This is a genomic window from uncultured Dechloromonas sp. (assembly GCF_945957265.1).
Lineage (GTDB): Bacteria > Pseudomonadota > Gammaproteobacteria > Burkholderiales > Rhodocyclaceae > Azonexus.
Genome location: NZ_CAMFKO010000017.1, coordinates 33,906 through 56,539 on the forward strand (window position 1 = coordinate 33,906; position 22,634 = coordinate 56,539).

24 protein-coding genes are annotated in these 22,634 nt (G+C 64.3%); 13 read left to right on the forward strand and 11 right to left on the reverse strand.

Translation table 11 applies throughout. The features are described from left to right. Nucleotides 1-32: 32 nt before the first annotated feature. The gene (locus Q0P59_RS10750; protein WP_295006466.1) at nt 33-1,403 is read right to left on the reverse strand and encodes a sigma-54 dependent transcriptional regulator; all 1,371 of its coding nucleotides are present in this window, start codon (nt 1,401-1,403) and stop codon (nt 33-35) included. Continuing rightward, nucleotides 1,396-2,568, reverse strand: a complete 1,173-nt coding sequence (locus Q0P59_RS10755; RefSeq protein ID WP_366090627.1) for an ATP-binding protein — start codon at nt 2,566-2,568, stop codon at nt 1,396-1,398. Before Q0P59_RS10755 ends, Q0P59_RS10750 begins: the two co-directional genes overlap by 8 nt. Nucleotides 2,569-2,701: 133 nt before the next feature. Between Q0P59_RS10755 and fliF the strand changes: the two genes are divergently transcribed. From fliF to fliR, 13 genes are read left to right on the forward strand one after another with little or no spacing between them, the layout of a single operon-like run. Further along, complete coding sequence (gene fliF / locus Q0P59_RS10760; protein WP_295006468.1) at nt 2,702-4,453, forward strand: flagellar basal-body MS-ring/collar protein FliF; 1,752 nt, start codon at nt 2,702-2,704, stop codon at nt 4,451-4,453. Then, entirely contained in the window at nt 4,443-5,447 is a 1,005-nt protein-coding gene (gene fliG / locus Q0P59_RS10765) for a flagellar motor switch protein FliG (protein ID WP_295006469.1), read from the forward strand. Before fliF ends, fliG begins: the two co-directional genes overlap by 11 nt. 3 nt (nt 5,448-5,450) lie before the next feature. After that, on the forward strand, nt 5,451-6,173 hold the full coding sequence (locus Q0P59_RS10770; protein ID WP_295006470.1) for a flagellar assembly protein FliH: 723 nt from the start codon (nt 5,451-5,453) through the stop codon (nt 6,171-6,173). Continuing rightward, entirely contained in the window at nt 6,155-7,573 is a 1,419-nt protein-coding gene (gene fliI / locus Q0P59_RS10775) for a flagellar protein export ATPase FliI (RefSeq protein ID WP_295006471.1), read from the forward strand. The genes Q0P59_RS10770 and fliI overlap by 19 nt, the downstream gene beginning before the upstream one ends. Nucleotides 7,574-7,579: 6 nt before the next feature. Further along, the gene (gene fliJ, locus Q0P59_RS10780; RefSeq protein ID WP_295006472.1) at nt 7,580-8,038 is read left to right on the forward strand and encodes a flagellar export protein FliJ; all 459 of its coding nucleotides are present in this window, start codon (nt 7,580-7,582) and stop codon (nt 8,036-8,038) included. Nucleotides 8,039-8,091: 53 nt separating this feature from the next. After that, a complete protein-coding gene (locus Q0P59_RS10785; RefSeq protein ID WP_295006473.1) occupies nt 8,092-9,195 on the forward strand; it encodes a flagellar hook-length control protein FliK in 1,104 nt (367 codons plus the stop codon). A 30-nt stretch (nt 9,196-9,225) separates the two neighbouring features. After that, entirely contained in the window at nt 9,226-9,792 is a 567-nt protein-coding gene (locus Q0P59_RS10790; protein ID WP_295006474.1) for a flagellar basal body-associated FliL family protein, read from the forward strand. A gap of 6 nt (nt 9,793-9,798) precedes the next feature. Next, the gene (fliM, locus tag Q0P59_RS10795; RefSeq protein ID WP_295006475.1) at nt 9,799-10,815 is read left to right on the forward strand and encodes a flagellar motor switch protein FliM; all 1,017 of its coding nucleotides are present in this window, start codon (nt 9,799-9,801) and stop codon (nt 10,813-10,815) included. Then, nucleotides 10,808-11,251: a flagellar motor switch protein FliN gene (gene fliN / locus Q0P59_RS10800; protein WP_366090632.1), complete on the forward strand. Its 444-nt coding sequence runs from the start codon at nt 10,808-10,810 to the stop codon at nt 11,249-11,251. Before fliM ends, fliN begins: the two co-directional genes overlap by 8 nt. 59 nt (nt 11,252-11,310) lie before the next feature. Then, complete coding sequence (fliO, locus tag Q0P59_RS10805; RefSeq protein WP_295006476.1) at nt 11,311-11,715, forward strand: flagellar biosynthetic protein FliO; 405 nt, start codon at nt 11,311-11,313, stop codon at nt 11,713-11,715. Then, a complete protein-coding gene (gene fliP, locus Q0P59_RS10810; RefSeq protein WP_295006477.1) occupies nt 11,708-12,454 on the forward strand; it encodes a flagellar type III secretion system pore protein FliP in 747 nt (248 codons plus the stop codon). Before fliO ends, fliP begins: the two co-directional genes overlap by 8 nt. Next, nucleotides 12,451-12,720 carry a flagellar biosynthesis protein FliQ gene (gene fliQ, locus Q0P59_RS10815; protein WP_295006478.1) on the forward strand — a complete coding sequence of 90 codons (270 nt, stop codon included), beginning with the start codon at nt 12,451-12,453 and terminating at the stop codon, nt 12,718-12,720. The genes fliP and fliQ overlap by 4 nt, the downstream gene beginning before the upstream one ends. Before the next feature lie 3 nt (nt 12,721-12,723). After that, nucleotides 12,724-13,509: a flagellar biosynthetic protein FliR gene (gene fliR / locus Q0P59_RS10820; RefSeq protein ID WP_295006479.1), complete on the forward strand. Its 786-nt coding sequence runs from the start codon at nt 12,724-12,726 to the stop codon at nt 13,507-13,509. 3 nt (nt 13,510-13,512) lie between these two features. Here the strand turns inward: fliR and Q0P59_RS10825 are convergent, their stop codons facing one another. The 9 genes from Q0P59_RS10825 to flgE are packed head-to-tail and all read right to left on the reverse strand — an operon-like array spanning nt 13,513 to nt 22,622. Further along, on the reverse strand, nt 13,513-13,971 hold the full coding sequence (locus Q0P59_RS10825; protein WP_295006480.1) for a hypothetical protein: 459 nt from the start codon (nt 13,969-13,971) through the stop codon (nt 13,513-13,515). Next, nucleotides 13,968-14,927 (reverse strand): flagellar hook-associated protein FlgL, encoded by a 960-nt coding sequence (gene flgL, locus Q0P59_RS10830; RefSeq protein ID WP_295006481.1) that lies wholly within the window; start codon nt 14,925-14,927, stop codon nt 13,968-13,970. Before flgL ends, Q0P59_RS10825 begins: the two co-directional genes overlap by 4 nt. 11 nt (nt 14,928-14,938) lie before the next feature. Next, nucleotides 14,939-16,927 carry a flagellar hook-associated protein FlgK gene (gene flgK / locus Q0P59_RS10835; protein WP_295006482.1) on the reverse strand — a complete coding sequence of 663 codons (1,989 nt, stop codon included), beginning with the start codon at nt 16,925-16,927 and terminating at the stop codon, nt 14,939-14,941. Between the two features lie 53 nt (nt 16,928-16,980). Further along, nucleotides 16,981-17,940 (reverse strand): flagellar assembly peptidoglycan hydrolase FlgJ, encoded by a 960-nt coding sequence (gene flgJ / locus Q0P59_RS10840; RefSeq protein WP_295006483.1) that lies wholly within the window; start codon nt 17,938-17,940, stop codon nt 16,981-16,983. 14 nt (nt 17,941-17,954) lie between these two features. Next, complete coding sequence (locus tag Q0P59_RS10845; protein ID WP_295006484.1) at nt 17,955-19,049, reverse strand: flagellar basal body P-ring protein FlgI; 1,095 nt, start codon at nt 19,047-19,049, stop codon at nt 17,955-17,957. 23 nt (nt 19,050-19,072) lie between these two features. Then, entirely contained in the window at nt 19,073-19,741 is a 669-nt protein-coding gene (locus tag Q0P59_RS10850; protein WP_295006485.1) for a flagellar basal body L-ring protein FlgH, read from the reverse strand. 9 nt (nt 19,742-19,750) lie between these two features. Beyond that, nucleotides 19,751-20,533, reverse strand: coding sequence for a flagellar basal-body rod protein FlgG (gene flgG / locus Q0P59_RS10855; protein ID WP_295006486.1), 783 nt, complete (start codon nt 20,531-20,533; stop codon nt 19,751-19,753). 13 nt (nt 20,534-20,546) lie between these two features. Continuing rightward, nucleotides 20,547-21,290 (reverse strand): flagellar basal body rod protein FlgF, encoded by a 744-nt coding sequence (locus tag Q0P59_RS10860; RefSeq protein WP_295006487.1) that lies wholly within the window; start codon nt 21,288-21,290, stop codon nt 20,547-20,549. Between the two features lie 21 nt (nt 21,291-21,311). Continuing rightward, nucleotides 21,312-22,622, reverse strand: coding sequence for a flagellar hook protein FlgE (flgE, locus tag Q0P59_RS10865; RefSeq protein ID WP_295006488.1), 1,311 nt, complete (start codon nt 22,620-22,622; stop codon nt 21,312-21,314). Nucleotides 22,623-22,634 lie beyond the last annotated feature (12 nt).

A 22,634-nucleotide genomic window follows, 5' to 3' on the forward strand; every position in this document is an offset into this window, starting at 1 on the left:
AGTCGGCCATTAACAAGCAATTCCCAGGCCAATCAACCCTCGAAATACCCTTCATCGCGATACTGCTGCAGTTTGTAGCGCAAGGTACGCTCCGATATCCCCAGGCGCTCGATGGCCTTCTTGCGCGAACCGCCCACTTCGGTGAGCGTCCGCAGGATATGGTCGCGTTCCAGGTCCTTCATATTATCGACCTTTTTTGCCGCTTCCGGCACGCCAGGCGACGTGCCGGGCGCCGCGGCAAGCGGGCTGGCTTGCGCCACCCCGTCCACCGGCCGGACCACCAGATTCAGGGCTTCCGGTCCGATGGCACTGCCCGATGCCATGATCAAGGCGCGCTGAATGACGTTCTCGAGCTCGCGGATATTGCCGGGCCAGGCGTGCGCGGCCAGCGCCGCCTCGGCGCCGGACGACAGCGACATGCCGGTCCGCCCGAAGCGCCCGCCATGCTCGGTCACGAAATGGCGGGCGATGGCGACGATATCCTCCGGACGCTGCCGCAGCGCGGGAATGGCGATGGGGAACACGTTCAGCCGGTAATAAAGGTCTTCGCGGAAGACGCCCCTGGCAACTGCTTCCGCCATGTCGCGATTGGAAGTCGCGACAATGCGGATGTTCAGGGCCACCGGCTTCTTGCCGCCGACCCGCTCGACTTCGCGCTCCTGCAACACCCGCAGCAACTTGGCCTGCAGCCCCATTGGCATCTCGGTCACCTCGTCGAGCAGCAAGGTCCCGTCCTGTGCCTGCTCGAACTTGCCGGCCTGCGCCTGCTGGGCGCCGGTAAACGCGCCTTTTTCGTAACCGAACAAGGTCGCCTCGAGCAGGCTGTCCGGGATCGCCGCGCAGTTGATGGCGACGAAAGGACCATCCCGGCGCGCCGAATGACGATGGATGTAGCGAGCAACCACTTCCTTGCCGACGCCCGATTCACCGGTGAGGAGCACTGTCGCATCGGTCTGGGCGACACGCTGGGCGATGGCGAACAGCTCGCGGCTGGCCGGATCGTTGGCGACAACTCCCGCTCCACCCTCCGCGGCCGGCAATTCGTACTTGTCGATGTGGGCGAGCAAGGCCTGCGGCTCAAACGGCTTGAGCAGGAAATCGCACGCCCCGGAACGCATCGCATCGACCGCCTTGTCGACCTCGGCATAGGCCGTCATCAGAACCACCGGCAGGTGCGGCAGGCGGGCACGAACCTCCTTGAGCAGGGTGATGCCGTCCATCGGCATCATGCGCACATCGCTGACCACGATGGAAAAGGCCTGCTCCGCCAACACCTTGAGCGCGGCTTCGCCGCCATCCACCGCGACGTAGGCGCGCCCGGACAATTCGAGCGTATCGCCGATGGCCTCGCGCAGACTGGGATCATCCTCGACAACGAGGATGGGCAAGCGATGATCAGACATTCTCTTCTCTTTCTCTCTCTACGGGCGCGACCGGCAGGGTCAGCACGAATTCGGCGCCTTCGCCCGGCTCGGAGACCAGGTCGATCGTCCCGCCATGGGCCCGCGCCACGCCGAGCGCAATGGCCAGGCCAAGGCCCGTGCCCTGCCCCTTGGTGGTGAAGAAGGGCTCGAAGATGCGCGACTGGGTTTCCCGGGAAATGCCCGGGCCGCTGTCGCGCACGCCAATCGCCAGCAAATCGCCGCGCCGATTGCCGGACAGGCAAATTTTGCCGCCCCCCGGCATGGCTTGCATGGCGTTCTCCAGCAAATTCACCAGCGCACCGAACAGCGCCTTGCGGCTGCCGACGATGGTCGCCCCCTGGCATGCATCATCCACAGCAAATTCCAGTCCATGCTCGCGCATCAGCGGCTCGACGGTCTGCGCCGCTTCGGCCAGCAGGTCGCCGGCCTCGATCACGTCGCGCCCGATGCTTTCGCCGCGCGCGAAGAGCAGGACATCCTGGATCAGCCGTTCCAGCCGCCGCAACTGGCCGCCGGCCTTCTCCGAAAAACGCGCCCGCGCCTCGTCGGCCACGCCGGGCTGGCCAAGATTCGACGTATAGAGCAGGGCCGCCGCCAGCGGCGTCCGCAACTGGTGCGCCAGCGACGCCGCCATCTCGCCCATGGCCGCCAGCCTTTGATTGCGCTCCAGTTCGGTCTTCATCTGATGCGCCGCCGTCACGTCGTGCACCAGCAATATCTTGCCGCCGGCCGACGGCAAGGCGCTCTCGGCGATCGAAACCCGCCCGCCGCCGCACAACCATTCGCCGACGGTCAAGGTCGGCTCGAGATGATCGCGCGCCACATCCCCCCAGTGGCGACCCACGGTATCCGCCCCGAAGAAGGTGATCGCGGCCGGATTGACGGCCACCGCGACGGCATTGGCATCGAGCAGCACGACACCGGCCGGCAAGGCATCCAGCAAGGACGACAGGCGCTCGGAAAGCGCCTCCTTCTCCTGAAACTGCCGGCGCAACTCGCCGTTGGCCACCGCCAGCTCTTCGGTCAGCGAGGTCACGCGGGCCTGCAGGGCCTCGTATGCCTGGGTCAACTCGGCCGAAACCTGGTTGAACATGGCGAAGGCGCGCTGCAATTCGGCTGTCTTGTTGTCTGGCTCTGGCGTCACGGGAATTGCCTGGGCGGCTGGCATTGAAAAAAGATAGGGTGAATTCAGGCGCGGTAATAGTAGAATATTTCTAGGAAAATTTGGCTTCTCAATTGATTCTTCTTCTGTTTCACCGCATTTCAACCGAGTATTGATGGCAGCAACTACCGAGACGACAGCAGGAAACGCACCGGCCGCAAATCCGGCCGAACGCCTGCGCGACGCCTTCAACCGGCTCGGCAGCCAGCAGAAGCTCGTCCTCATGGTCGCTCTTGCCGCCATCGTCGCGGTCATCGTCGGCACCATCCTGTGGAGCCGCCAGCCCAACTGGAAAGTCCTCTTTTCCAACCTGAACGAGAAAGATGGCGGCTCGATCGCCGCCGTTCTCGAACAGCAGAACATCCCGCACCGCTACAGCGACACCGGCGCCCTGCTCGTTCCCGCCGAACGCGTCCATGAAGTCCGCCTGAAACTGGCCTCGCAAGGCCTGCCGCGCGGCGGCATGGTGGGCTTCGAACTGATGGAGAACCAGAAGTTCGGGGTCAGCCAGTTCGCCGAACAGGTCAATTACCAGCGCGGCCTCGAAGGCGAGCTGGCGCGCACCATCCAGTCCATCGGCTCGGTCCAGTCGGCGCGCGTCCACCTGGCGATCCCCAAGCCCTCGGTTTTCGTCCGCGAAGAACAGAAGCCGACCGCCTCGGTGATGCTCAACCTCTACCCCGGCCGCAACCTGGATGCCGGACAGATCGCCGGCATCACGCACCTGGTGTCGTCGAGCGTGCCGCAATTGCCGGCCGCCAACGTCACCGTCATCGACCAGAGCGGCGCCCTGCTGTCGCAACTGAAGAGCAAGCTGACCGAAGCCGGCCTCGACCCGGCCCAGATCAAGTACGTGCGCGAGGTCGAGAACAGCATCATCAAGCGTATCGACGAAATTCTCGCCCCGCTGCTCGGGCAGGACAACTTCAAGGTGCAGGTCGCCGCCGACGTCGATTTTTCGCAGACGGAACAGACGGCCGAGAGCTTCCGCCCGAACAACACGCCGGAAAGCACCAGCATCCGCAGCCAGCAGAACAACGAGTCGGCCAACGTCAACCAGGCCGCCGGCGGCGTCCCCGGCGCGCTGACCAACCAGCCGCCGGTGCCGGCCACCGCCCCCCTGACCAGCCCGGCCACCGGCAATGCGCCGGGGCAACCCGGAAAGCCGGGCGAGCTCCAGGGCAAGATCGATGCCGCGGGGGTCACGGCCCCGCTCAATGCGGCCGGCCAGCCGATCAGCACCAGCAAGAACGCGACGATCAATTACGAGCTGGACAAGACCATCCGCCACACCCGCCAGGGCATGGGCAACATCCGCCGCCTGTCGGCCGCGGTCGTCCTCAATCACCGCAAGGAAGTCGACAAGGCCGGCAAGCAGATCACGAAGGCGCTTCCCGACGCGGAAATGAAGCAGATCAACGAACTGGTGCGCGAAGCGATGGGCTACAGCAAGGAGCGCGGCGACACCCTGTCGGTCGCCAACGCCCCTTTCACAGCCGTCGACAAGAGCGACAGCGAACTGCCGATCTGGAAGGACCCGGAGAACGTCTCGTTCGCCAAGGACATCGTCAAGTACCTGCTGATCGCGGCCATCATCGGCTTCCTGTACCTGAAGATCATCCAGCCGCTGCTCAAGACCATGTTCCCGCCGCATCATGAAGGCGAGCGGCACGGTGCCGGCGAAGGCGCCGGCGGCATCTTCGGCGGGGCCGAGGCGGGCGCCGAGGAAGGCGGCGAAGAGGGCGCCACCCAGGTGCACATCGACCATTACGCGGTCAAGGTCCAGAAGGCGCGGGATATCGCCGACCAGGACCCGAAGGCCATTGCCAACATGATCAAGGACTGGATGGGCGTCAATGGCAACTAGCCCCGAGGAAGGACTGGAAAAGAGCGCCACGCTGCTCATCGCGCTCGGCGAGGATCGCGCGGCGGAAGTGCTCAAGCACCTGGGGCCGCGCGAAGTCCAGAAGATCGGCCATGCCATGGCATCGCTGAAATCGGTGCCGCGCGCCAAGGTCGAAGGCATCCTCGACGAATTCCTCCAGGCCTCCGAAGAGCATGCCGCCGTCCACGTCGACACCGACAACTACGTCCGCTCCGTGCTGACCAAGGCGCTGGGCGACGACAAGGCCTCCAACCTCATTTCGCGCATCCTGCAGACGGGCGAAACCTCAGGCATCGAGGGCCTCAAGTGGATGGACGCGGCAACCGTGGCCGACCTGATCAAGAACGAACACCCGCAGATCATCTCGACCATCCTGGTGCACCTGGAACACGACCACGCCAGCGAAATCCTGAATCACTTCACCGAGCGCCTGCGCAACGACGTGGTTCTGCGCATCGCCACCCTCGAAGGCATCCAGCCCGCCGCCCTGCGCGAGCTGAATGAAGCCATGATGCGCATCCTCGCCGGCTCGGCGAGCGTCAAGCGGACGGCGATGGGCGGCGTGCGGACCGTTGCCGAAATCCTCAACTTCATCGGCACCGCCAACGAAACGTCGGTGGTGGACGCCATCCGCGAATACGACCCGGATCTCGCCCAGAAGATTCTCGACGAGATGTTCGTCTTCGAGAACCTGATGGACATCGACGATCGCTCGATCCAGCTGATCCTGCGCGAAGTCCAGTCCGACTCGCTGATCCTGGCCCTCAAGGGCGCCTCGCCCGAATTGCGCGAGAAGATTTTCAAGAACATGTCGCAACGCGCCGCCGAAATGCTGCGCGAAGACCTGGAGTCGAAGGGTCCGGTTCGACTTTCCGAAGTGGAAGCCGAACAGAAGGAAATCCTCAAGATCGTTCGTCGCCTCGCCGACGAAGGCCAGATCGTGCTCGGCGGCGCCGGCGGCGAGCAGATGGTTTAACCGATGTCGCGCATCATTCCCAAGGAGCAGCTGGCCGGCTATCAGCGCTGGCAGATCGGCTCCTTCGACAAGCCAGCCGAGCCAAGCGCGCCGCCCGCCAGCGAGACCGCCGGATCGCCGTCGATGCAGCCCGCGGCCGAATCCGGGCAACTCGACGCGGGCATGGTCGTCGACATTCCCTTCCCGACCGCCGACGACCTGGCGCGCATCAACGATGCCGCGCGCACCGAAGGCTACCAGGCCGGCTACGAAGAAGGCCTGGCCGCCGGGCAGGCCGAGTTCGACGCGCGCACGGCGGAGCAGACCGCACAGTTCTCGGCCATCATCGGCAATCTCCAGGTTTCGCTGGCCCACCTCGACCAGGAAGTATCCGACCAGTTGCTCGACCTCGCGCTCGAGGTCGCCTCGCAAGTGCTCCGCAGCGCGCTCAAGGTCGAACGCGAGCGCCTGCTGCCGACCATACGCGAAGCCCTGGCCGAATTGCCGCTGCACCACGGCACCATCTCGCTGCACCTCAACCCGCTGGATGCCGAGGCGCTCTCCGCGACGCTCAAGGATCAACTGCCCCATACCGGCGCCCACATCGTTCCGGACGTGGCCGTTTCCGAAGGCGGCTGCCAGGTCCGGGCGGGCAGCAGCGAAATCGATGCCTCGATCGAAACGCGCTGGCGGCGGGTTCTCGAGGCCATCGGCATTGAACCGACGCCATGGCTGACGAAAACCTGAGCACGCCGCCGCCCGACCACATCGGTCGCTGGCGGCGCTTCCTGGCCAACTGCCAAGCAGCCGCCAGCCAGGCCCAACCCCTGTGGGCGACCGGCCGCCTGACGCGCATCAACGGCCTGGTCATGGAGGCATCCGGCCTCAAGCTGCCGCTCGGCAGCACCTGCCGCATCATCCCGGGCGGCGGAACGCCGGTGGAAGCCGAAGTCGTCGGCTTTTCCGGCGAGAAAGTCTACCTGATGCCATCCGACGACGTTTTCGGCCTCGCTCCCGGCGCCCGCGTCGAGGCGGTCGATGTGCCGCAGACCGGGCCGCGCGTCGACTTCCCCCAGTTCAAGCGGCGCCGCGCGATCGATCGCGCCAAGCAGGTGCCGGTCGGCGACGAACTGCTCGGCCGCGTCGTCGACGGCGTCGGACGCCCGCTGGACAACAAGGGCCCGCTCGCCATTTCGACCACGCGCTCGCTGCAGAGCCGCCCCTTCAACCCGATGATGCGCGCCGCCATCGATCAGCCGCTCGATGTCGGCATACGGGCGATCAACGCCCTGCTGACCGTCGGACGCGGCCAGCGGATGGGGCTTTTCGCCGGCTCCGGCGTCGGCAAGTCGGTTCTCCTCGGCATGATGGCGCGCTACACCGAAGCCGAGGTCATCGTCGTCGGCCTGATCGGCGAACGGGGTCGCGAGGTCAAGGAATTCATCGAACAGATTCTCGGCGAGGAAGGCATGCGGCGCTCCGTCGTCGTCGCCGCGCCGGCCGACACCGGGCCGCTCATGCGCCTGCAGGGCGCCGCCTATGCGACGACCATCGCCGAATACTTCCGCGACCAGGGCAAGCAGGTCCTGCTGATCATGGACTCGCTGACCCGCTTCGCCATGGCCCAGCGCGAGATAGCGCTGGCCATCGGCGAGCCGCCGGCGACGCGCGGCTACCCGCCATCGGTCTTCGCCCGCCTGCCGCAGCTGGTCGAGCGCGCCGGCAACGGCCCGGAAGGCGGCGGCTCGATTACCGCCTTCTATACCGTGCTCGCCGAAGGCGACGACCAGCAGGACCCGATCGCCGACTCGGCGCGCGCCATCCTCGACGGTCACATCGTGCTCTCGCGCACGCTGGCCGACGCCGGCCACTACCCGGCCATCGACATCGAACAGTCGATCAGCCGCGCCATGGTCAACCTGATCGATGCGCCGCACCTCGACCAGATCCGCAAATTCAAGGTGCTCTTCGCGCGCTATCAACGCTCGCGCGACCTGATCTCGGTCGGCGCCTATGCGCCGGGCTCCGACCCCGTTCTCGACCAGGCCATCGCGCTCTACCCGAGGATGGAAGGCTTCCTGCAACAACAACTGGCCGAGCAGGCGGACTTTCCGGCCAGCCTTGAAGCGCTCAGAACGCTGCTCTGATAACCCATGCCCCAGACATTCTCGCTGCAGCCCCTGCTCGACCTGATGCAAACCCGCACCGACGAGGCGACCCGGACCCTCGGCAAGCTGATCGCGGCGGAACAAAGCCAGCGCAGCCGCCTGCAGATGCTCGAGCAATATCGCGAGGAATATGCCCAGCGCCTGCGGGAAGCCGTCGCCCAGGGCATTACCCGCCTGGTCATGCTCAACTACCAGGACTTCCTGGCCAGGATCGACGAAGCCATCGAGCAGCAGCGGCTTGCCGTGCAGGACTCCGAACGCAACACCAAGGCGGGCCAGGCGCACTGGCAAAGCCAGAACAAGCAACTGAAGGCCATCGACACCCTGTCCCAGCGGCATGACGCCCGTGAGCGCTATCGCGAAAACAAGATCGAGCAAAAGCTTCAGGACGAGTTCTCCACGCGGAAATACGGCAGCAAGGATCCGTCCGACCCGGATTCCTGACAGGCACGCATATTGCTGACAGCTGGCTGAACGATCTTTTCGAGGATTTGGCCATGGGCCTGAGTGTTATTTCACAGCTAGCGACCGTCATCAGCGCAACGCCAGCCGCCGGCTCAATTGCCGCCGGCGACGCCCTGCCCGGCGATTTTGCCGCCCTGCTGGCGGGCCAGGCGCTGCCCGCGCTGATGTCGCTGGGCGGCGATGCGGCCATCGTCCCGAAAACCCTTGCCGACGACACCGCCAAGCAGGACCCGGCCACCGGCGACACCGCCGCCGACACCGGCGTATCCGTGCTCGATCCGGCGGCGCTCATCGCCATGCTCGGCAACGCCCAGGGCCAACCCGTCACCCGCAGCGAGCCCCCGAAGAAGGAAGCCAACGACGAGACGCTCGCCGCAGCGGCGACCGGCCAATGGCTGCCGGGCAACATCCCGGCCGAATCGAAACCCCGTGATCTTCCCGTTCCGGACAAGGCCTTGCCCGCGCAACGCGCCACCCTGGGCACTCCGGGCCCGCAGGCCGCGACGGCGCCCCACGCCAGCGACCCGGCGCCGGCAAGCAAACCGGCGCTCGACACGGCAAATATTGCCGCTGGCAGCGAGCCCGGCACCAGCCAGGCCCCGGCATTCAGCGAGGCGATCGCCACCTCCCTTCAGCAACGGGGCGTCGCGCCGAGCGTTCATTCGACCGCGACCGCGACCACGAACACAGCCACGGGCAGTGTCCCCGCCCACCTGCACAGCTCGGCATGGTCGCAGCAATTCAGCGAAAAGGTGGTCTGGATGGCCAGCCACGATGTGCAAAGCGCCCAGATCAACATCAACCCGCCGCAACTCGGACCGCTGCAGATCACCCTGAGCCTGAACGGCGACCAGGCCAGCGCCGTATTCGCATCGCCTCATGCCGAGGTGCGCCAGGCGATCGAAAGTTCCATGCCCCAACTGAAGGAAATGCTCGCCTCCGCCGGCATCAGCCTGGGCGACACCAATGTCGGGGCGAATCTGGCACAGCAAAACCAGAACAGCCCTTTCACCACGCCAAACAGAACCCAAGCGACGCTTGAAAACGCTATACTCCCGGCCAATGACAATGCGCCAGGCGCAGGTGTCGCAACGCCCCTGCAACAAGGCCGGGGCCTTGTAGACCTGTTTGCCTGACGGACAAGGAAACTCTAGACAGGAGGGAACATGGCCAAGGATGCCAAGCCAGCGGAAGAAGGGGCGGAAGTCGCTCCCAAGAAAAGCAAAAAACTGTTGATCATCATCTTGGCTGTCGTTCTGGTGGTTGTCCTGGCCGGCGGTGGCGCGGCCTTCATGCTGCTCAAGAAGGGCGATCACGAGGAAGGCGACGAGGAAGTCGCCGAAGAAACCGCCAAGCCCAAGAAAAAGGACAAGAAGAAGGATGCGCACGCCGCGCCGGTCTTCGTCAACCTCGACCCCTTCACGGTCAACCTGGTGCCCGAAACCGGCGACCAGTACCTGCAGGTCATCCTTTCGCTCGAACTCGAAGATGCAGCGGCGGATCCGCAGCTCAAGGCCTTGACGCCCAAGATCCGCAACAACATCACCTTGCTGCTGTCCTCCAAGAAGGCGTCGGAGCTGTTGCCGAAGGAAGGCAAGGAGAAGCTGGCCGAAGCGCTCAAGGAGGAGATCAACTCGGTGATCGAGCCGCCGAAGAAGAACAAGAAAGGCGAAACCACGCCCTCCGAGGGCCCGGTCAAAGCCGTTCTTTTCACCTCTTTCATCATCCAGTAAGGAGCCATGGCAGGCGACTTTCTCTCACAGGATGAGGTTGACGCCCTACTCAAGGGCGTCACCGGCGAGACTGACGAACCTGAGGACAGCGCAGGTGAGGGCGGCGGTGTTCGCGCCTACAACATCGGCACCCAGGAACGGATCGTCCGCGGCCGGATGCCGACCCTGGAGTTGGTCAACGAGCGCTTTGCCCGCTACCTGCGCATCGGCCTGTTCAACTACATGCACCGGAATGCGGAAATCTCGGTCGGCCCGATCCGCGTCCAGAAATACAGCGAGTTCATCCGCAACCTCGTCGTCCCGACCAACCTGAATCTTGTCGTCGCCAAGCCGCTGCGCGGCACCGCGCTGTTCGTATTCGACCCGAACCTGGTTTTCCTGGTCGTCGACAACATGTTCGGGGGCGACGGGCGCTTTCACACGCGCGTCGAAGGACGGGACTTCACTCCGACCGAGCAGCGCATCATCCAGGGCCTGCTCAACGTCGTGTTCACCGAATACAGCAAGTCCTGGAAACCGGTTTACGACATCAGCTTCGAATACATCCGCTCGGAGATGAATTCGCAGTTCGCCAACATCGCCACCCCCTCCGAAATCGTCGTGTCGACGACCTTCACGCTGGAGTTCGGCGGCGCGACGGCGGACATGCACATCTGCTTCCCCTATTCGATGCTGGAGCCCATCCGCGACCTCCTGTACAGCACCATGCAAAGCGACCAGCTGTCGTCGGACAAACGCTGGATCGGCACCCTGCGCAAGCAACTGCAGGGCGCCGAGGTTGAAATCGTGGCCATGCTGGGCTCGGGCAAGGTATCGCTGGGGCAGATACTCAAGCTCAAGGTCGGGGACGTCATTCCCCTGCACATCCCGGACAAGATCGAAGCCTTGGTCGATAGCGTTCCGCTCATGGAATGCACCTACGGCCAGCTGAACGGTCAATATGCTTTGAAGGTCGAGCGATTCATCGCCGCACCGCCGGAAGCCCCCAACGTGGAACCGGCACCAGGAGAAAACAATGGCTGACGAAATGGAAAACATCGAGAGCAACGCCGCCGAAGAAGGCCAGATCAGCGAAGACGACTGGGCTGCCGCAATGGCCGAACAGGCCGTTTCCGACGCCCCGGCCGAGCAGTTCAATGCCCAGCCGGCGAACATTTTCCCCTCGTTCGGCGGCAACAGCGGCAATGGCGGCATGATGAACGAACTCGACATGATCCTGGACATCCCGGTCCAGATCACGGTCGAGCTCGGCCGCACCAAGATCACCATCAAGAACCTGTTGCAGCTCGCCCATGGCTCGGTCGTCGAACTCGATGCCATGGCCGGCGAGCCGATGGATGTCATGGTCAATGGAACGCTCATCGCCCAGGGCGAGGTCGTCGTGGTCAATGACAAGTTCGGCATCCGCCTGACCGACATCATCACGCCATCGGAGCGGATGCGTAAGCTCAATCGCTGAACGCGCCGGGGAGTTTCGATTAAGATAGCGGGCTACGATCTCCGCTAGCGAAACCCGCCTTGTTACGCACCCTCTTCCTGCTCCTTCCGGCCGTCGCCCAAGCCGGCGAAGCCGCTCAACCAGGCGTCTCGCCGGGGACCTACCTGCAGGCCGGCTTTGCCCTGGCCCTCATCGTCGCCCTGCTTGCGGCGACCGCCTGGCTGGCCCGCAAGGTATCCGGCGGCAAGGGCTTCGGCCAGGCCGGCATGAAAGTCATCGGCGGCGTCGCCCTCGGCCCCCGCGAGCGCATCGTGCTGGTCGAAGTCGGCAACGACTGGCTGGTCATCGGCATCGTTCCCGGCCAGATTCGCACGCTGCACCGCCTGGACAAGGGCAGCCTCCCGGATGCGACGCCCGCCTCCACGACCGACAAACCTTTCGCCCAGTGGCTGCAAACCGTCGCCCATCGCTCACCACATGATTAAGCGCCTGCTCGCCTCGCTCCTGCTCTTGCTCCCCACCGGACTGGCGCTGGCCCAGGCCGCGGGCGGCCTGCCGGCGATCACCAGCGCACCGGCCGCCGGCGGCGGCACGACCTACTCGCTGACCATCCAGACGCTGCTGCTGATGACGGCGCTGACCTTCATCCCGGCCTCGGTGCTGATGATGACCGGCTTCACGCGCATCGTGATCGTGCTCTCGCTGTTGCGCCATGCGCTGGGCACGCAGACCACGCCGCCCAACCAGGTCATCGTCGGCCTGGCCTTGTTCCTGACCTTCTTCGTGATGAGCCCGGTGCTCGACAAGGTTTATACGGAAGCCTACCTCCCGCTGTCGGAAAACAAGATCAACGTCATGCAGGCCGCCGAGCGTGCCGCGGCACCGATGCGCGGCTTCATGCTCAAGCAGACGCGCGAAGCCGACCTGGCGCTGTTCGCCGGCATCGCGAAGATAGACAAGATCGACAAGCCGGAGGACACGCCGTTGCGCATCCTGATCCCCGCCTTTGTGATCAGCGAACTCAAGACGGCCTTCCAGATCGGTTTCATCCTGTTCATTCCCTTCCTGGTCATCGACATGGTGGTCGCCAGCCTGCTCATGTCGATGGGCATGATGATGATGTCCCCGGTCATGGTTGCCCTGCCGTTCAAGCTGATGCTGTTCGTCCTGGTCGACGGCTGGCACCTGATCATCGGCTCCCTGGTCCAGAGCTTTACGCCATGACGCCGGGAACCGTCATGGAGATCGGCCGCCAGGCGATCGAGGTCACCTTGATGATTTCGGCGCCGCTGCTCGTCACCGCGCTGGTCGTCGGCCTGATCATCAGCATCTTCCAGGCGGCGACGCAGCTGAACGAATCGACCCTGCAGTTCGTTCCCAAGCTGGTCGCCATGTTTGTCGTCCTGCTGCTGGTCGGCCCGTGGATGCTGCAGTACCTGATCGACTACATCCAGCGCCTCTTCGGCAGCATTCCGCAACTCATCGGCTAAGCCATGATCAGCGTCGGCTCCGCCCAGATCGATGCCTGGATCGTCGCCTTCATCTTTCCGCTGAGCCGCATCCTGGGATTCATCGCGACGGCTCCGCTGTGGAGCACGGCCGGGGTGCCCAAGCGCATCCGCCTGACCATCGGCATCGCCATCGCCGTCGCCCTCGCCCCCGGCCTGCCGCCGATGCCGGAGGTGCAGCCGGCTTCGCTGGCCGGGCTGTGGATCATGGCTCAGCAGATGTTGATCGGCATCGGCATGGGCTTCGCCGCCAAGATCGTCTTTACCGCATTCCTGTTCGCGGGCGAATTCATCGGCAACCAGATGGGGCTTGGGTTTGCCACCTTCTACGACCCCTTGAGCGCGTCGCAGACGCCGGTCGTCTCGGAATTCATCAACCTGATCGCGCTGCTGCTCTTCCTGTCGCTGAACGGGCACCTGCTCTACCTGGCGACCCTGGCCCAGAGCTTTGCGGCCATTCCGATCAGCAGCCTGCCGGTCGGCGCCGGCTCCTGGCTGAACATTGCCGAACTCGGCAGCAAGATATTCTCGGCGGGGCTGCTCTTGTCCCTGCCCATCATGGCGGCGCTGATGATCACCAACGTCGCCCTGGCCGTGCTGACGCGTGCCGCGCCGCAGCTAAACCTTTTCGCACTGGGCTTCCCGCTCACCCTGATCGGCGGCTTCCTCGTCCTGGCGATCAGCCTGAACTACCTGGCCTCGCCGTTCCAGGGCATTTTCCAGCTTGGACTCGAATCGATGCTCGGGGCTATCGTCCCCGGCAAACCGTAGCCCTCAGTTCAGCATGAACGAATCGGCCTGCTGGGGCCTGACCAGCTTGATCGTCCCTTCGGCGATACGCCGGGCACCGATGGTCTGCGAATCGATGCCTTCGGTGTATTCGAGAATCTGGTAGCCGCCGAATCCCTGCTCGCGCTGTATCTGGTTGGCCCGGCGCTTGAGTATCTGCATCGACTCGCCCGAGCCGCCGGTATGGTAGCGCTTCATCTTCATCGAGAATCGATAGGTCTCGTCGTCCAGCCGCGCCTCCTCGATCTCCCAGTTCGGCGCCAGCGGGTCGTAGTAGGCATAGATCGCCGCGCCGACCAGCAAGGTAGACAGCGACACCGAGGTATGCGCGGTCAGGCGGATGGCCTGATCGGGAATCAGCGGCGAACCACCCGTCCTGCCGGTATTGGTGCACCCGACCAGGGCGACGCACGCCGCCACCCCCAATAGAAGTCTGGTTTTCATAGGATGTTGAACAGGCTCAGCTGGCTGATTTCCTTGAAGGTCGTTTGCGCCGCCTCAAGCTGCACCTTGTAGTTCGCGAAGCGCGAAATGGCCTCGGTGTAGTCGAGATCCTGCAGGTCGGAAAGACGCTGGGTGTACTGCAGGTTGCGATCCTTGCTCCCCTCGATCAGGGTCTCCAGGGAGTTCTGGCGAGCACCGACCGTGGCGCGCACGTTGGCGACGTGGGAAATGGCTGAGCGCAGGTCGCCGATCGACTGGTTGTACGCCGCCGCCGTATAGGGAACGCCGCTGGTCGGATCGAGGATGTCGATCATGTTCTGCAGGCTGTCGAAGACGCTGCGACCGGTGACGTTGCCCGAGGCGTCCTTGACCCGCATGAACACGTCGAGACCGTTCTCGCTGATGGCCATTTCAGCGGACTGGGAAACCAGCAGCGACTGTTGCCCGGCATCGCCGTTGTAATTGACCAGCGTCCCGCCGCCCAGGGCGTAGGGTTGCGTCGCGCCGACATTGTTCTGGAAGGGCTGGGTCGTCGACTTGAAGCCGGCGAAGACATACAGACCGGTCCCATCCTGCGTATTGGCCAGGCTGACCAGGTTCTGCATGCGCTTTTTCAACTCGGCGGCGAGCATGCCGCGATCCGAAGCGCTGTAGGTCGGATTGCCGGCATCGCTTGCCCGCGCGAATATCGCGTCCAGCTCGTTGTTCACGCTGTCCAGCGTTCCCTCCAGGAAGGTCAGGGACGACAGGGCGTTGTTCTGGTTCTCGAGCATCTGGGTGGTGACACCCTTGGATTGCTCCACCTTGAGGGCTTCCGACGCCGCGATCGGGTCATCGGCCGGCGTCAGCACCCGGCGTCCGGTGGACAGCTGGTTCTGGGTCTTGTACAGGTCGAACTGCCGGTCCTGGATACCCTGCTTGCCGCTGGTGAAAATCATCGAGGTACTGACACGCATGAGCTTACTCCTTATCTGCCAAGCGACAGGATCGTGTCGAACAGCTGATTGCCGATCTCCAGTATCTTGGAAGATGCCTGGTAGGCGCGCTGGAACTTCAGCATTTCAGCGGCCTCTTCATCCAGATTGACCCCGGAAAGGGCTTCGCGCGCCGATTGCGCCTGCTTGAGCACGGAAGTCTGCGCGTCCATCTTGACCTTGGTCTCCCGGGTCATGATGCCGTTGTCGGCGACCAGGCGGGAAAAGGCCGCCTGGAAGGTCGCCGTGCCGCCGGAGACGGTGTTCTGCGTCTGCAGCTTGGCGAACAGCACCGCATTCCGGCCATCCTGGACGCCCGCCGTATTGCGCTGCACCGTGAACTGGTCGCCGGCCGCCGGGCTGCCCTTGATATCGAAGCTCATGCCGCTGAAGCTGATCTTTGCCAGCGTCGCCGTGCCGGCGGTCAAGGGCACGTTGCCCGTACTCGGGGCCGAGGTGGTGCCGTCCGAATAAACGGCCGTCCAGGTCCCCGGGACGCCATTGAGCGTGGTCGCCGTCGCGCTCAGCGTCACGGGCAGGCCCGCCGCGCTGTAGCCGGTCGTCACGCTGCCCTGCGAGATGGTCATCGAACCGGTGTTGGTCTGAGTCGGCGCCGTACGGACCGGCGCGGCCGCGGCGACCAGACGTGGGTCGGCGGCGATCCGGCTGTCTACGCTGATCGTCATCGCCGCGTCGGCCACCGGCTTGATCACGAAGGTATCGCCGCTGTTGCCGACCGCGCCGATGCTGATCGACACGCCATCGACGGTCACCGACCCGGCACCGCTGCCGGTGGCGACCTGCTGCTGGTCGCTCAGGCGGGTGATGGTGTAGGCGCCGGCGGCGCCGAAGGTCACCTGATAGTTGCTGTTCGTCAGGTTGGTGTAGAAATTCCCGGAATTGCTCGGTGCGGCAAGGCTTGCCGATACGGCGCCGCTACCGGTGTTGCCGGCGTTCGGCAGCACCATGGGGGAAGGCACCGAGAAGAAATTGCCGACGAATCCGACATCCCCCGCAATACTGCCCTGCAGGTCCTGGCCAAGCCCGTGCTGTGCGTTGAAAGTGAGCGCCACCGAGGCGGCAATGCGACCCAGCTCGTTACCCACCGAATCCAGCGAACGATTGCGGAAATCGACCAGCCCGCCCAGTTGCCCGCCGACGATCAGCGAATCCGGCATCTGCAGCGTCCCGCTGTTGGTCTTCAGGCCGACGACGATCTTCGACGGGTCGGAGGTCGAGGCGGTCGCCGTCAGCTGCATCACCTGCGAGCCGACGACCAGTTGCTGGCCGTTGCCGATATAGACGTTGTAGCTGCCATTGGAGTTGGTGCTCGTCTGCACCCTGATCCGCTTGTTGAGCTCGCTGACCAGCTGGTCGCGCTGGTCGAGCAGGTCGTTGGCCGGCTGTTGATACGCGGCTTCGGCGACCACGATGCGCTGGTTCACATCGGCGATCTGGGCCGCATAGGTATTGATTTCGCTTACCGCGTCCGTGATGCGGCCATTGACCTCGTCGGCGATTTCGCTGATCCGGCTCTGGATGTCCTGAAAGCGGGTCACCAGCGTCTGCGCGCTGCTGATCATCGACTGCCTGGCCGGCAGGAGCGACGGATTCGAGGCGACCTGCTGGACGCCGGCAAAAAAGCTCTGCAGCGCCGGCGACAGGCCGGCATTGGGATCGGCCAGCAGGTTGTCGATCTGGCTGATTTCGCTGTAGAAGGCGTCCAGCTGGCTGACCTGGGTCTGCGCGGTGTTGACCTGGGAATTGACGTAGCTGTCGTACATCCGCTTGACGGTCTGGACGTGGACGCCCTGCCCCATGGCGCCGGCGCCGGTATTGACCGCGATGTTGGTCGCCTGCGTCGCCGTCTGACGGCTGTAGCCCGGCGTATTGGCGTTAACCACGTTGTGTTCGGTCGTCAGCAAGCCCATCTGCGCTGCCGCGATGCCACTGACCCCGATGCTGAAAATTCCTGTACCCATCATGTCACCTCTAAGAGGTTAACGGCCAAACCACCGTAAAGTTTAGGCAGCCGTCAACCGATCAATGCCTGCCGCAACGCGGGGCCGTTGATGATGCGCGACAACTTGTCGGCATACATCGGATCGGTGGCATAGCCAGCCTGCTGCAAACGTTTCGCAAACTCCGTGCCATCCTGGGAGCCGATCACCGCGCCAAAGCGCGAATTGTTGCGCAACAGGTTGGCGTAATCGCGGAAAGCTTCCTCGTACGAGCCGTAGGCCCGAAAACGCTCGACCGACTGCTGCGCCTGGCCGTTGACGTACTCCGTCGTCGTCGCGTCCGTCGTCGCGCCGTTCCAGCTCTTGCCGGCCTTGATGCCGAACAGGTTGTAACTGGGCGAACCGTCGGCCCGCCGTATTTCCGAACGCCCCCAGCCGCTTTCCAGCGCCGAATGGGCGACCAGAAACTGCGGCGGCACGCCGGTCGAGCGCGACGCCTCGACGGCATGCGGCCATACCCGGTTGACGAATTCCTTGGAACTGGCCGGCGCATCGCTTGCGACAGCCGGCGCGGCCGTCGCATCGGCACGCGGATAGGCAGCCGATGTCGGCAGGTTGCCGAGCACCGTCTTGTACTGCAGGTGGCGACCGTCGGAAGCGGCAAGCGGCAAGTCGCCGGCGGCAGCGTTTGCCGCCCCGGCCGCATTGGCCTCCGGCGAGGGGCTGACCAGCGTGCGCCCCAGCTGCTGCTCGATCAACCGGGCGAAACCGACGCCCTTGCCGTTGGACGAAAGGTTCTGCGCCATCTGCTGGTCGAGCAGGCTGGTGTAGAACTTCGATTGCTCGCTGTTGAGCATGCCGTCGTCCGGCACGGTGTCGCGCATGCTCTTCATGACCATCTGCAGGAACATGGTCTCGAACTGCTGCGCAGCCGCCTTCAGCCCCTCCTGGGGATTCTTGGCGAACTGGCTGCGCAGATCCTGCGCCGACTGGACATCGAAAGCCGCCCGGTTCGGCGTGTTCTGGATTTTCATCGACATCGCCGGGATCAGATGATTTCGAGATCGGCGCGCAGCGCCCCGGCAGCCTTCATGGCCTGGAGGATGGCGAGCAGGTCGAGCGGATTGGCGCCCAACGCGTTCAATGCCTTGACCACGTCGGCCAGGTTGGCGCCGGCCTTGACGTTCATCAGGCTGCCGTTGTCCTGCTTGACCTGGATGTCGGCGCCCTGCCCGAATTGCGGCTGGCCGGCATCGACCACCACGGACAGGCTGCCGTGCGCGACGGCGCAGGCCTCCAGGGTCACCTTCTGGTTCATGACCACCGAGCCGGTACGCGGATTGACGATGACCTTGGCCATGCCCGCCACCGGCTGGACGTCGATATTCTCGACCCGCCCCAGGAAGGCGACGCGCGCGTCGGCATCATCCGGGGTGCGCACCGCGATGCGCCGACCGTCGATGGCCTGGGCGGTGCCGGGAGCCATGGCCCTGTTGATGGCATCGACCACCTTCTGGGCGGTGCCGAAGTCGGTCGTCGACAGTTCGTAATAAACCACGCCGCCCTGCCCGACCGCGGTCGGGACGGCGCGCTCGACGCTGGCGCCGCCGGGAATGCGTCCGGCCGACAAGTGGTTGACCGTGACCTTGGAGCCGCCCGAGGAAGCCCCCGCACCGCCGACCATGACGTTGCCCTGGGCGATGGCGTACACCTGCCCGTCGGCGCCCTTGAGCTGCGTCATCAGCAGCGTGCCGCCGCGCAGGCTCTTGGCGTTACCCATCGACGACACGGTGACGTCGATGTTCTGCCCTTGCCGCGAGAAGGGCGGCAGGTTGGCGGTGACCATGACCGCCGCCACGTTCTTGAGCTGCAGCTTCTGCGACTGCTCCTGGGTCAGGTTGACGCCCAGTTGCGACAGCATGTTGGCGATGGCCTGCGTGGTGAACGGGGTCTGCGTGGTCTGGTCGCCGGTGTTGTCGAGACCGACCACGATGCCGTAACCGATCAGCTGGTTGTTGCGCACGCCCTGGATGCTGGCCAGGTCCTTGATCCGGTCGGCCAGCGCCGGCTGGCACCACAGCGGCAGCAGACAGGCGGCCAGAATTGCCGTCTGCCGGAACAGTTTGCCGCTTTTCGTCTTCATGATGCGCCTCCGGATGAAATCTCTTAGAACGGCATCACACTAAGGAAGAAGCGTGCCAGCCAACCCATGACCTGGCCATCGCTGATCTGCCCGGCAGACTTGTACTCGAAGCGGGCATCGGCGATCTTGGAGGATTCGACGGTATTGAAGGCGTCGACGAAGCTCGGGTTGATCACCCCGGAAATGCGGACGAACTCCTGCTCGTGCCCGATCGCCACCTGTTTTTCGCCGGATACCAGCAGGTTGCCGTTGGGCATGACATCGATCACGGTCACCGTCATGTTGCCGGTGAAGATGTTGTTGTTCGCCGCCTCGCCCTTGCCGCTGAAGGCGTTGGCGCTTTCGGCGCCGAGGTCGAGACCGACCAGGCCCTTGCCGGGCAGCTTGCTCAGCCCGGTAATCGACGCCGAGGCCGTGTTCGACTTGTCCAGCTTGTTGTTGGACTTGGTGGACGCCGTCGTGCTTTCGGTGATCTTGACCGTAATCGTGTCGCCGACGTAGCGCGCGCGGCGATCCTCGAACAGCGGCCGGCTGCTGGCCGCCTGGTAGATCGAGCCGTTGCCGCTCGGCATGTCGAAACGCGCCGAGGGGCGTGCCGTCATCGGTTGATGCACATTGGTCGGCGGCACCGTCGTACACCCGGCCGACGCCAGCAACGAGGTCAGCACCAAGATCAGGACAGGGCGTTTCATGAGATCACCTTACAACTGGGTCAGGCGCCCGAGCATCGCATCGGAAGTCGACACCACCTTGGAGTTCAGTTCGTAGGCGCGCTGGGTCTGGATCATGGTGACCAGTTCCTCGGCCACGTTCACGTTGGAGGTCTCGACGTAACCCTGGTTCACGATGCCGGCACCGTTGGTTCCCGGTGTATTGGGCGTCGGCGTGCCGCTCGCCGCGGTTTCCTGGAACAGGTTCTGGCCCATGCTCAGCATGCCGGCCGGGTTGATGAAGGTGGCCAGCTGGATGCTGCCGATCTGCGTCGCCGCCGCCGAGCCCGGCTGGGTCACGGTCACCGTGCCGTCGGTGCCGATCGACATGCTCAGCGCGTTGGCGGGAATGGTGATGTTCGGCTGCAGCGGGTAGCCGTCGGAGGTGACGATCTGGCCCTGGTTATCCTTCTGGAAGGAGCCATCGCGGGTGTAACCCGTCGTCCCGTCCGGCAGCAGCACCTGGAAGAAACCGTTGCCCTGCACGGCAAGATCGAGCGTGTTGTCGGTCTTCTGCAGGTTGCCCTGGGTGAAGATGCGCGCCGTGGACACCGGACGAGCGCCGGTGCCCAGCTGCAGGCCGGCGGGAACCTGGGTCTGCTGCGACGACTGGGCGCCGGGCTGACGCATGGTCTGGTAGAGCAGGTCCTCGAACACCGCGCGCGAGCGCTTGAAGCCGTTGGTGCTGACGTTCGCCAGATTGTTGGAAATGACGTCCAGCTGGGTCTGCTGGGCATCGAGACCGGTACGGGCAATCCATAGGGAACGGATCATGATTCAGGTCCTATCAGGCATTCAGGGAGAGCAGCTGATCGGCGCGCTGGGCGTTCGTATCGGCTGTCTGCAGCATCTTGATTTGCATTTCGAACTGACGCGACAGGCTGATCAGATTGACCATGGCGTCGGTCACATTCACATTGCTGCCTTCCAGCGTTCCGGAAGCCAGCTTGATATTCGTATCGGCATCGGCCGGCTGGTTGTTGCGCAGGCGGAACAGGCCGTCCGAGCCGCGCACCAGATCGGATTCCGGCGGATTGACCAGCTTGATCCGGCCGATCGCATTGGCATTGTTCGGCGTGCCGAAGGCGGGGACCACGGAGACCGTGCCATCGGGCGCGATCTCGATGTTGTTGTCGGGCGGCACGTTGATCGGCCCGCCATCGCCGGCCACGGTGTAGCCGCTCTTGGTCTGCAGCAGGCCGGTGACATCGACATCCAGGCTGCCGGCGCGGGTATAGGCCTCACTGCCATCGGGCAACTGGACGGCGATCCACCCCTTGCCGCGCACCGCCACGTCGAGATTGCGGCCGGTGAACATCAGCGGCCCTTCGTCCATCACGTCGCTGACCGACGCATCGACCGTAAACGCCCGCGTCGGCATTCCCTCGCCGACCACCGGCACGGCGCGGAAGCGGTGCTCCTGCGCCTTGAAACCGATGGTGCTGGCGTTGGCGAGGTTGTTCGCCGTACCGGCCTGCTGCATGAACACATGCTTGGCGCCGGTCATTGCGGTGTAGATCAGGCGATCCATGTCAGCGACTCAATCGACGGTTTAGCGCAGGTTCACCAGCGTCTGCATGACCTGGTCCTGCGTCTTGATCGACTGGGCATTGGCCTGGTAGTTGCGCTGCTGGGTGATCAGGTTGACCAGTTCGGCCGTCAGGTCGACGTTGGACTCCTCGATGGTCGAGGAGGAAATGACCCCCAGGTTCGAGGTGTTGGGGGCACCGACCAGGGCCGGGCCGGATACCGAGGTTTCCGACCACTGGTTGTTGCCCAGCGCCTGCAGGCCGTTCGGGTTGGTGAAGTTGGCCAGCACGACCTGCCCCTGGGCAAAGGTCTGGCCGTTGCTGTAGCGCCCCTGCACCACACCGTCGCTGCCGATGGACAGGCCGATCAGGTTGCCGGCGGCATAGCCGTCCTGCTCCAGGCGATTGGTGCCGAACGGGCTGCCGAACTGGGTGCTGCCGGTAAAGTCGATCGGAAAGGTCTGCGTCGCCTGGGCGCCGTTGGGCGGCTTGCTCTGGCTGGCCACGACATTACTGATATTGACCGTCACGTTCATCGGCGAACCGGAAGTGATCTGCCCGTTGGTACCGAAGGTCAGCGTGCCGATCGGGGCGGCGCCGCCGTTGTTCTGGTTGGTCGTCCCATCGACGTTGGCATAGACGTCCCACTGCCCCGACACCGCCGTCTTGCGGAAGTAGAAGGTCATGGTGTGGTCGTTGCCCAGCGAGTCGTACATCGACAGGGCGGTCGAGTAGTTGTAGGTCAGCGGGTCCGGCGTGAAGGCGGTGGTCGAGCCGGCGGCACCGCCGTTGACCCAGGGCGAGGTCGGCGTCGACTGCCGCGAATCGAGGTTCAGGTTGGCCTTGATGCCGTTGAAGCTGCTGCTCGTGTTGTAGCCGGTTGCCTTGGGCGACAGCGCGGAGGCGGAAATCTGCAGCGGCGCCGGGGTCGACGGCACGATGACGCCGGAAAGCGCCGCGTAGCCGGTCAGCTTCAGGTTCTGGTCATTGACGATATAGCCGTTCTTGTCGAGGTGGAACTGGCCGTTGCGGGTGTAGGTCGTCGCCCCGTTCTGGTCCATCTGGAAGAAGCCCGCGCCGTTGATCGAGACATCGAGCGCATTGCTGGTCGCCGTGATGTTGCCCTGGGTGAATTGCTGCTGCACGGCACCGAGATTCACACCGATACCGATCTGGCTGGCGCCGGCACCGGCCAGCGATGCCGCATAGACGTCGCCGAAGTGGGTGACCGAAGCCTTGTAGCCGACCGTGCTCGAGTTGGCAATGTTGTGGCTGGTCGCGTCAATCGCCTTGGAAGCAGTGTTCAGGCCGCTCAATGCTTGTTGGAATGCCATTGCTGTTACCCC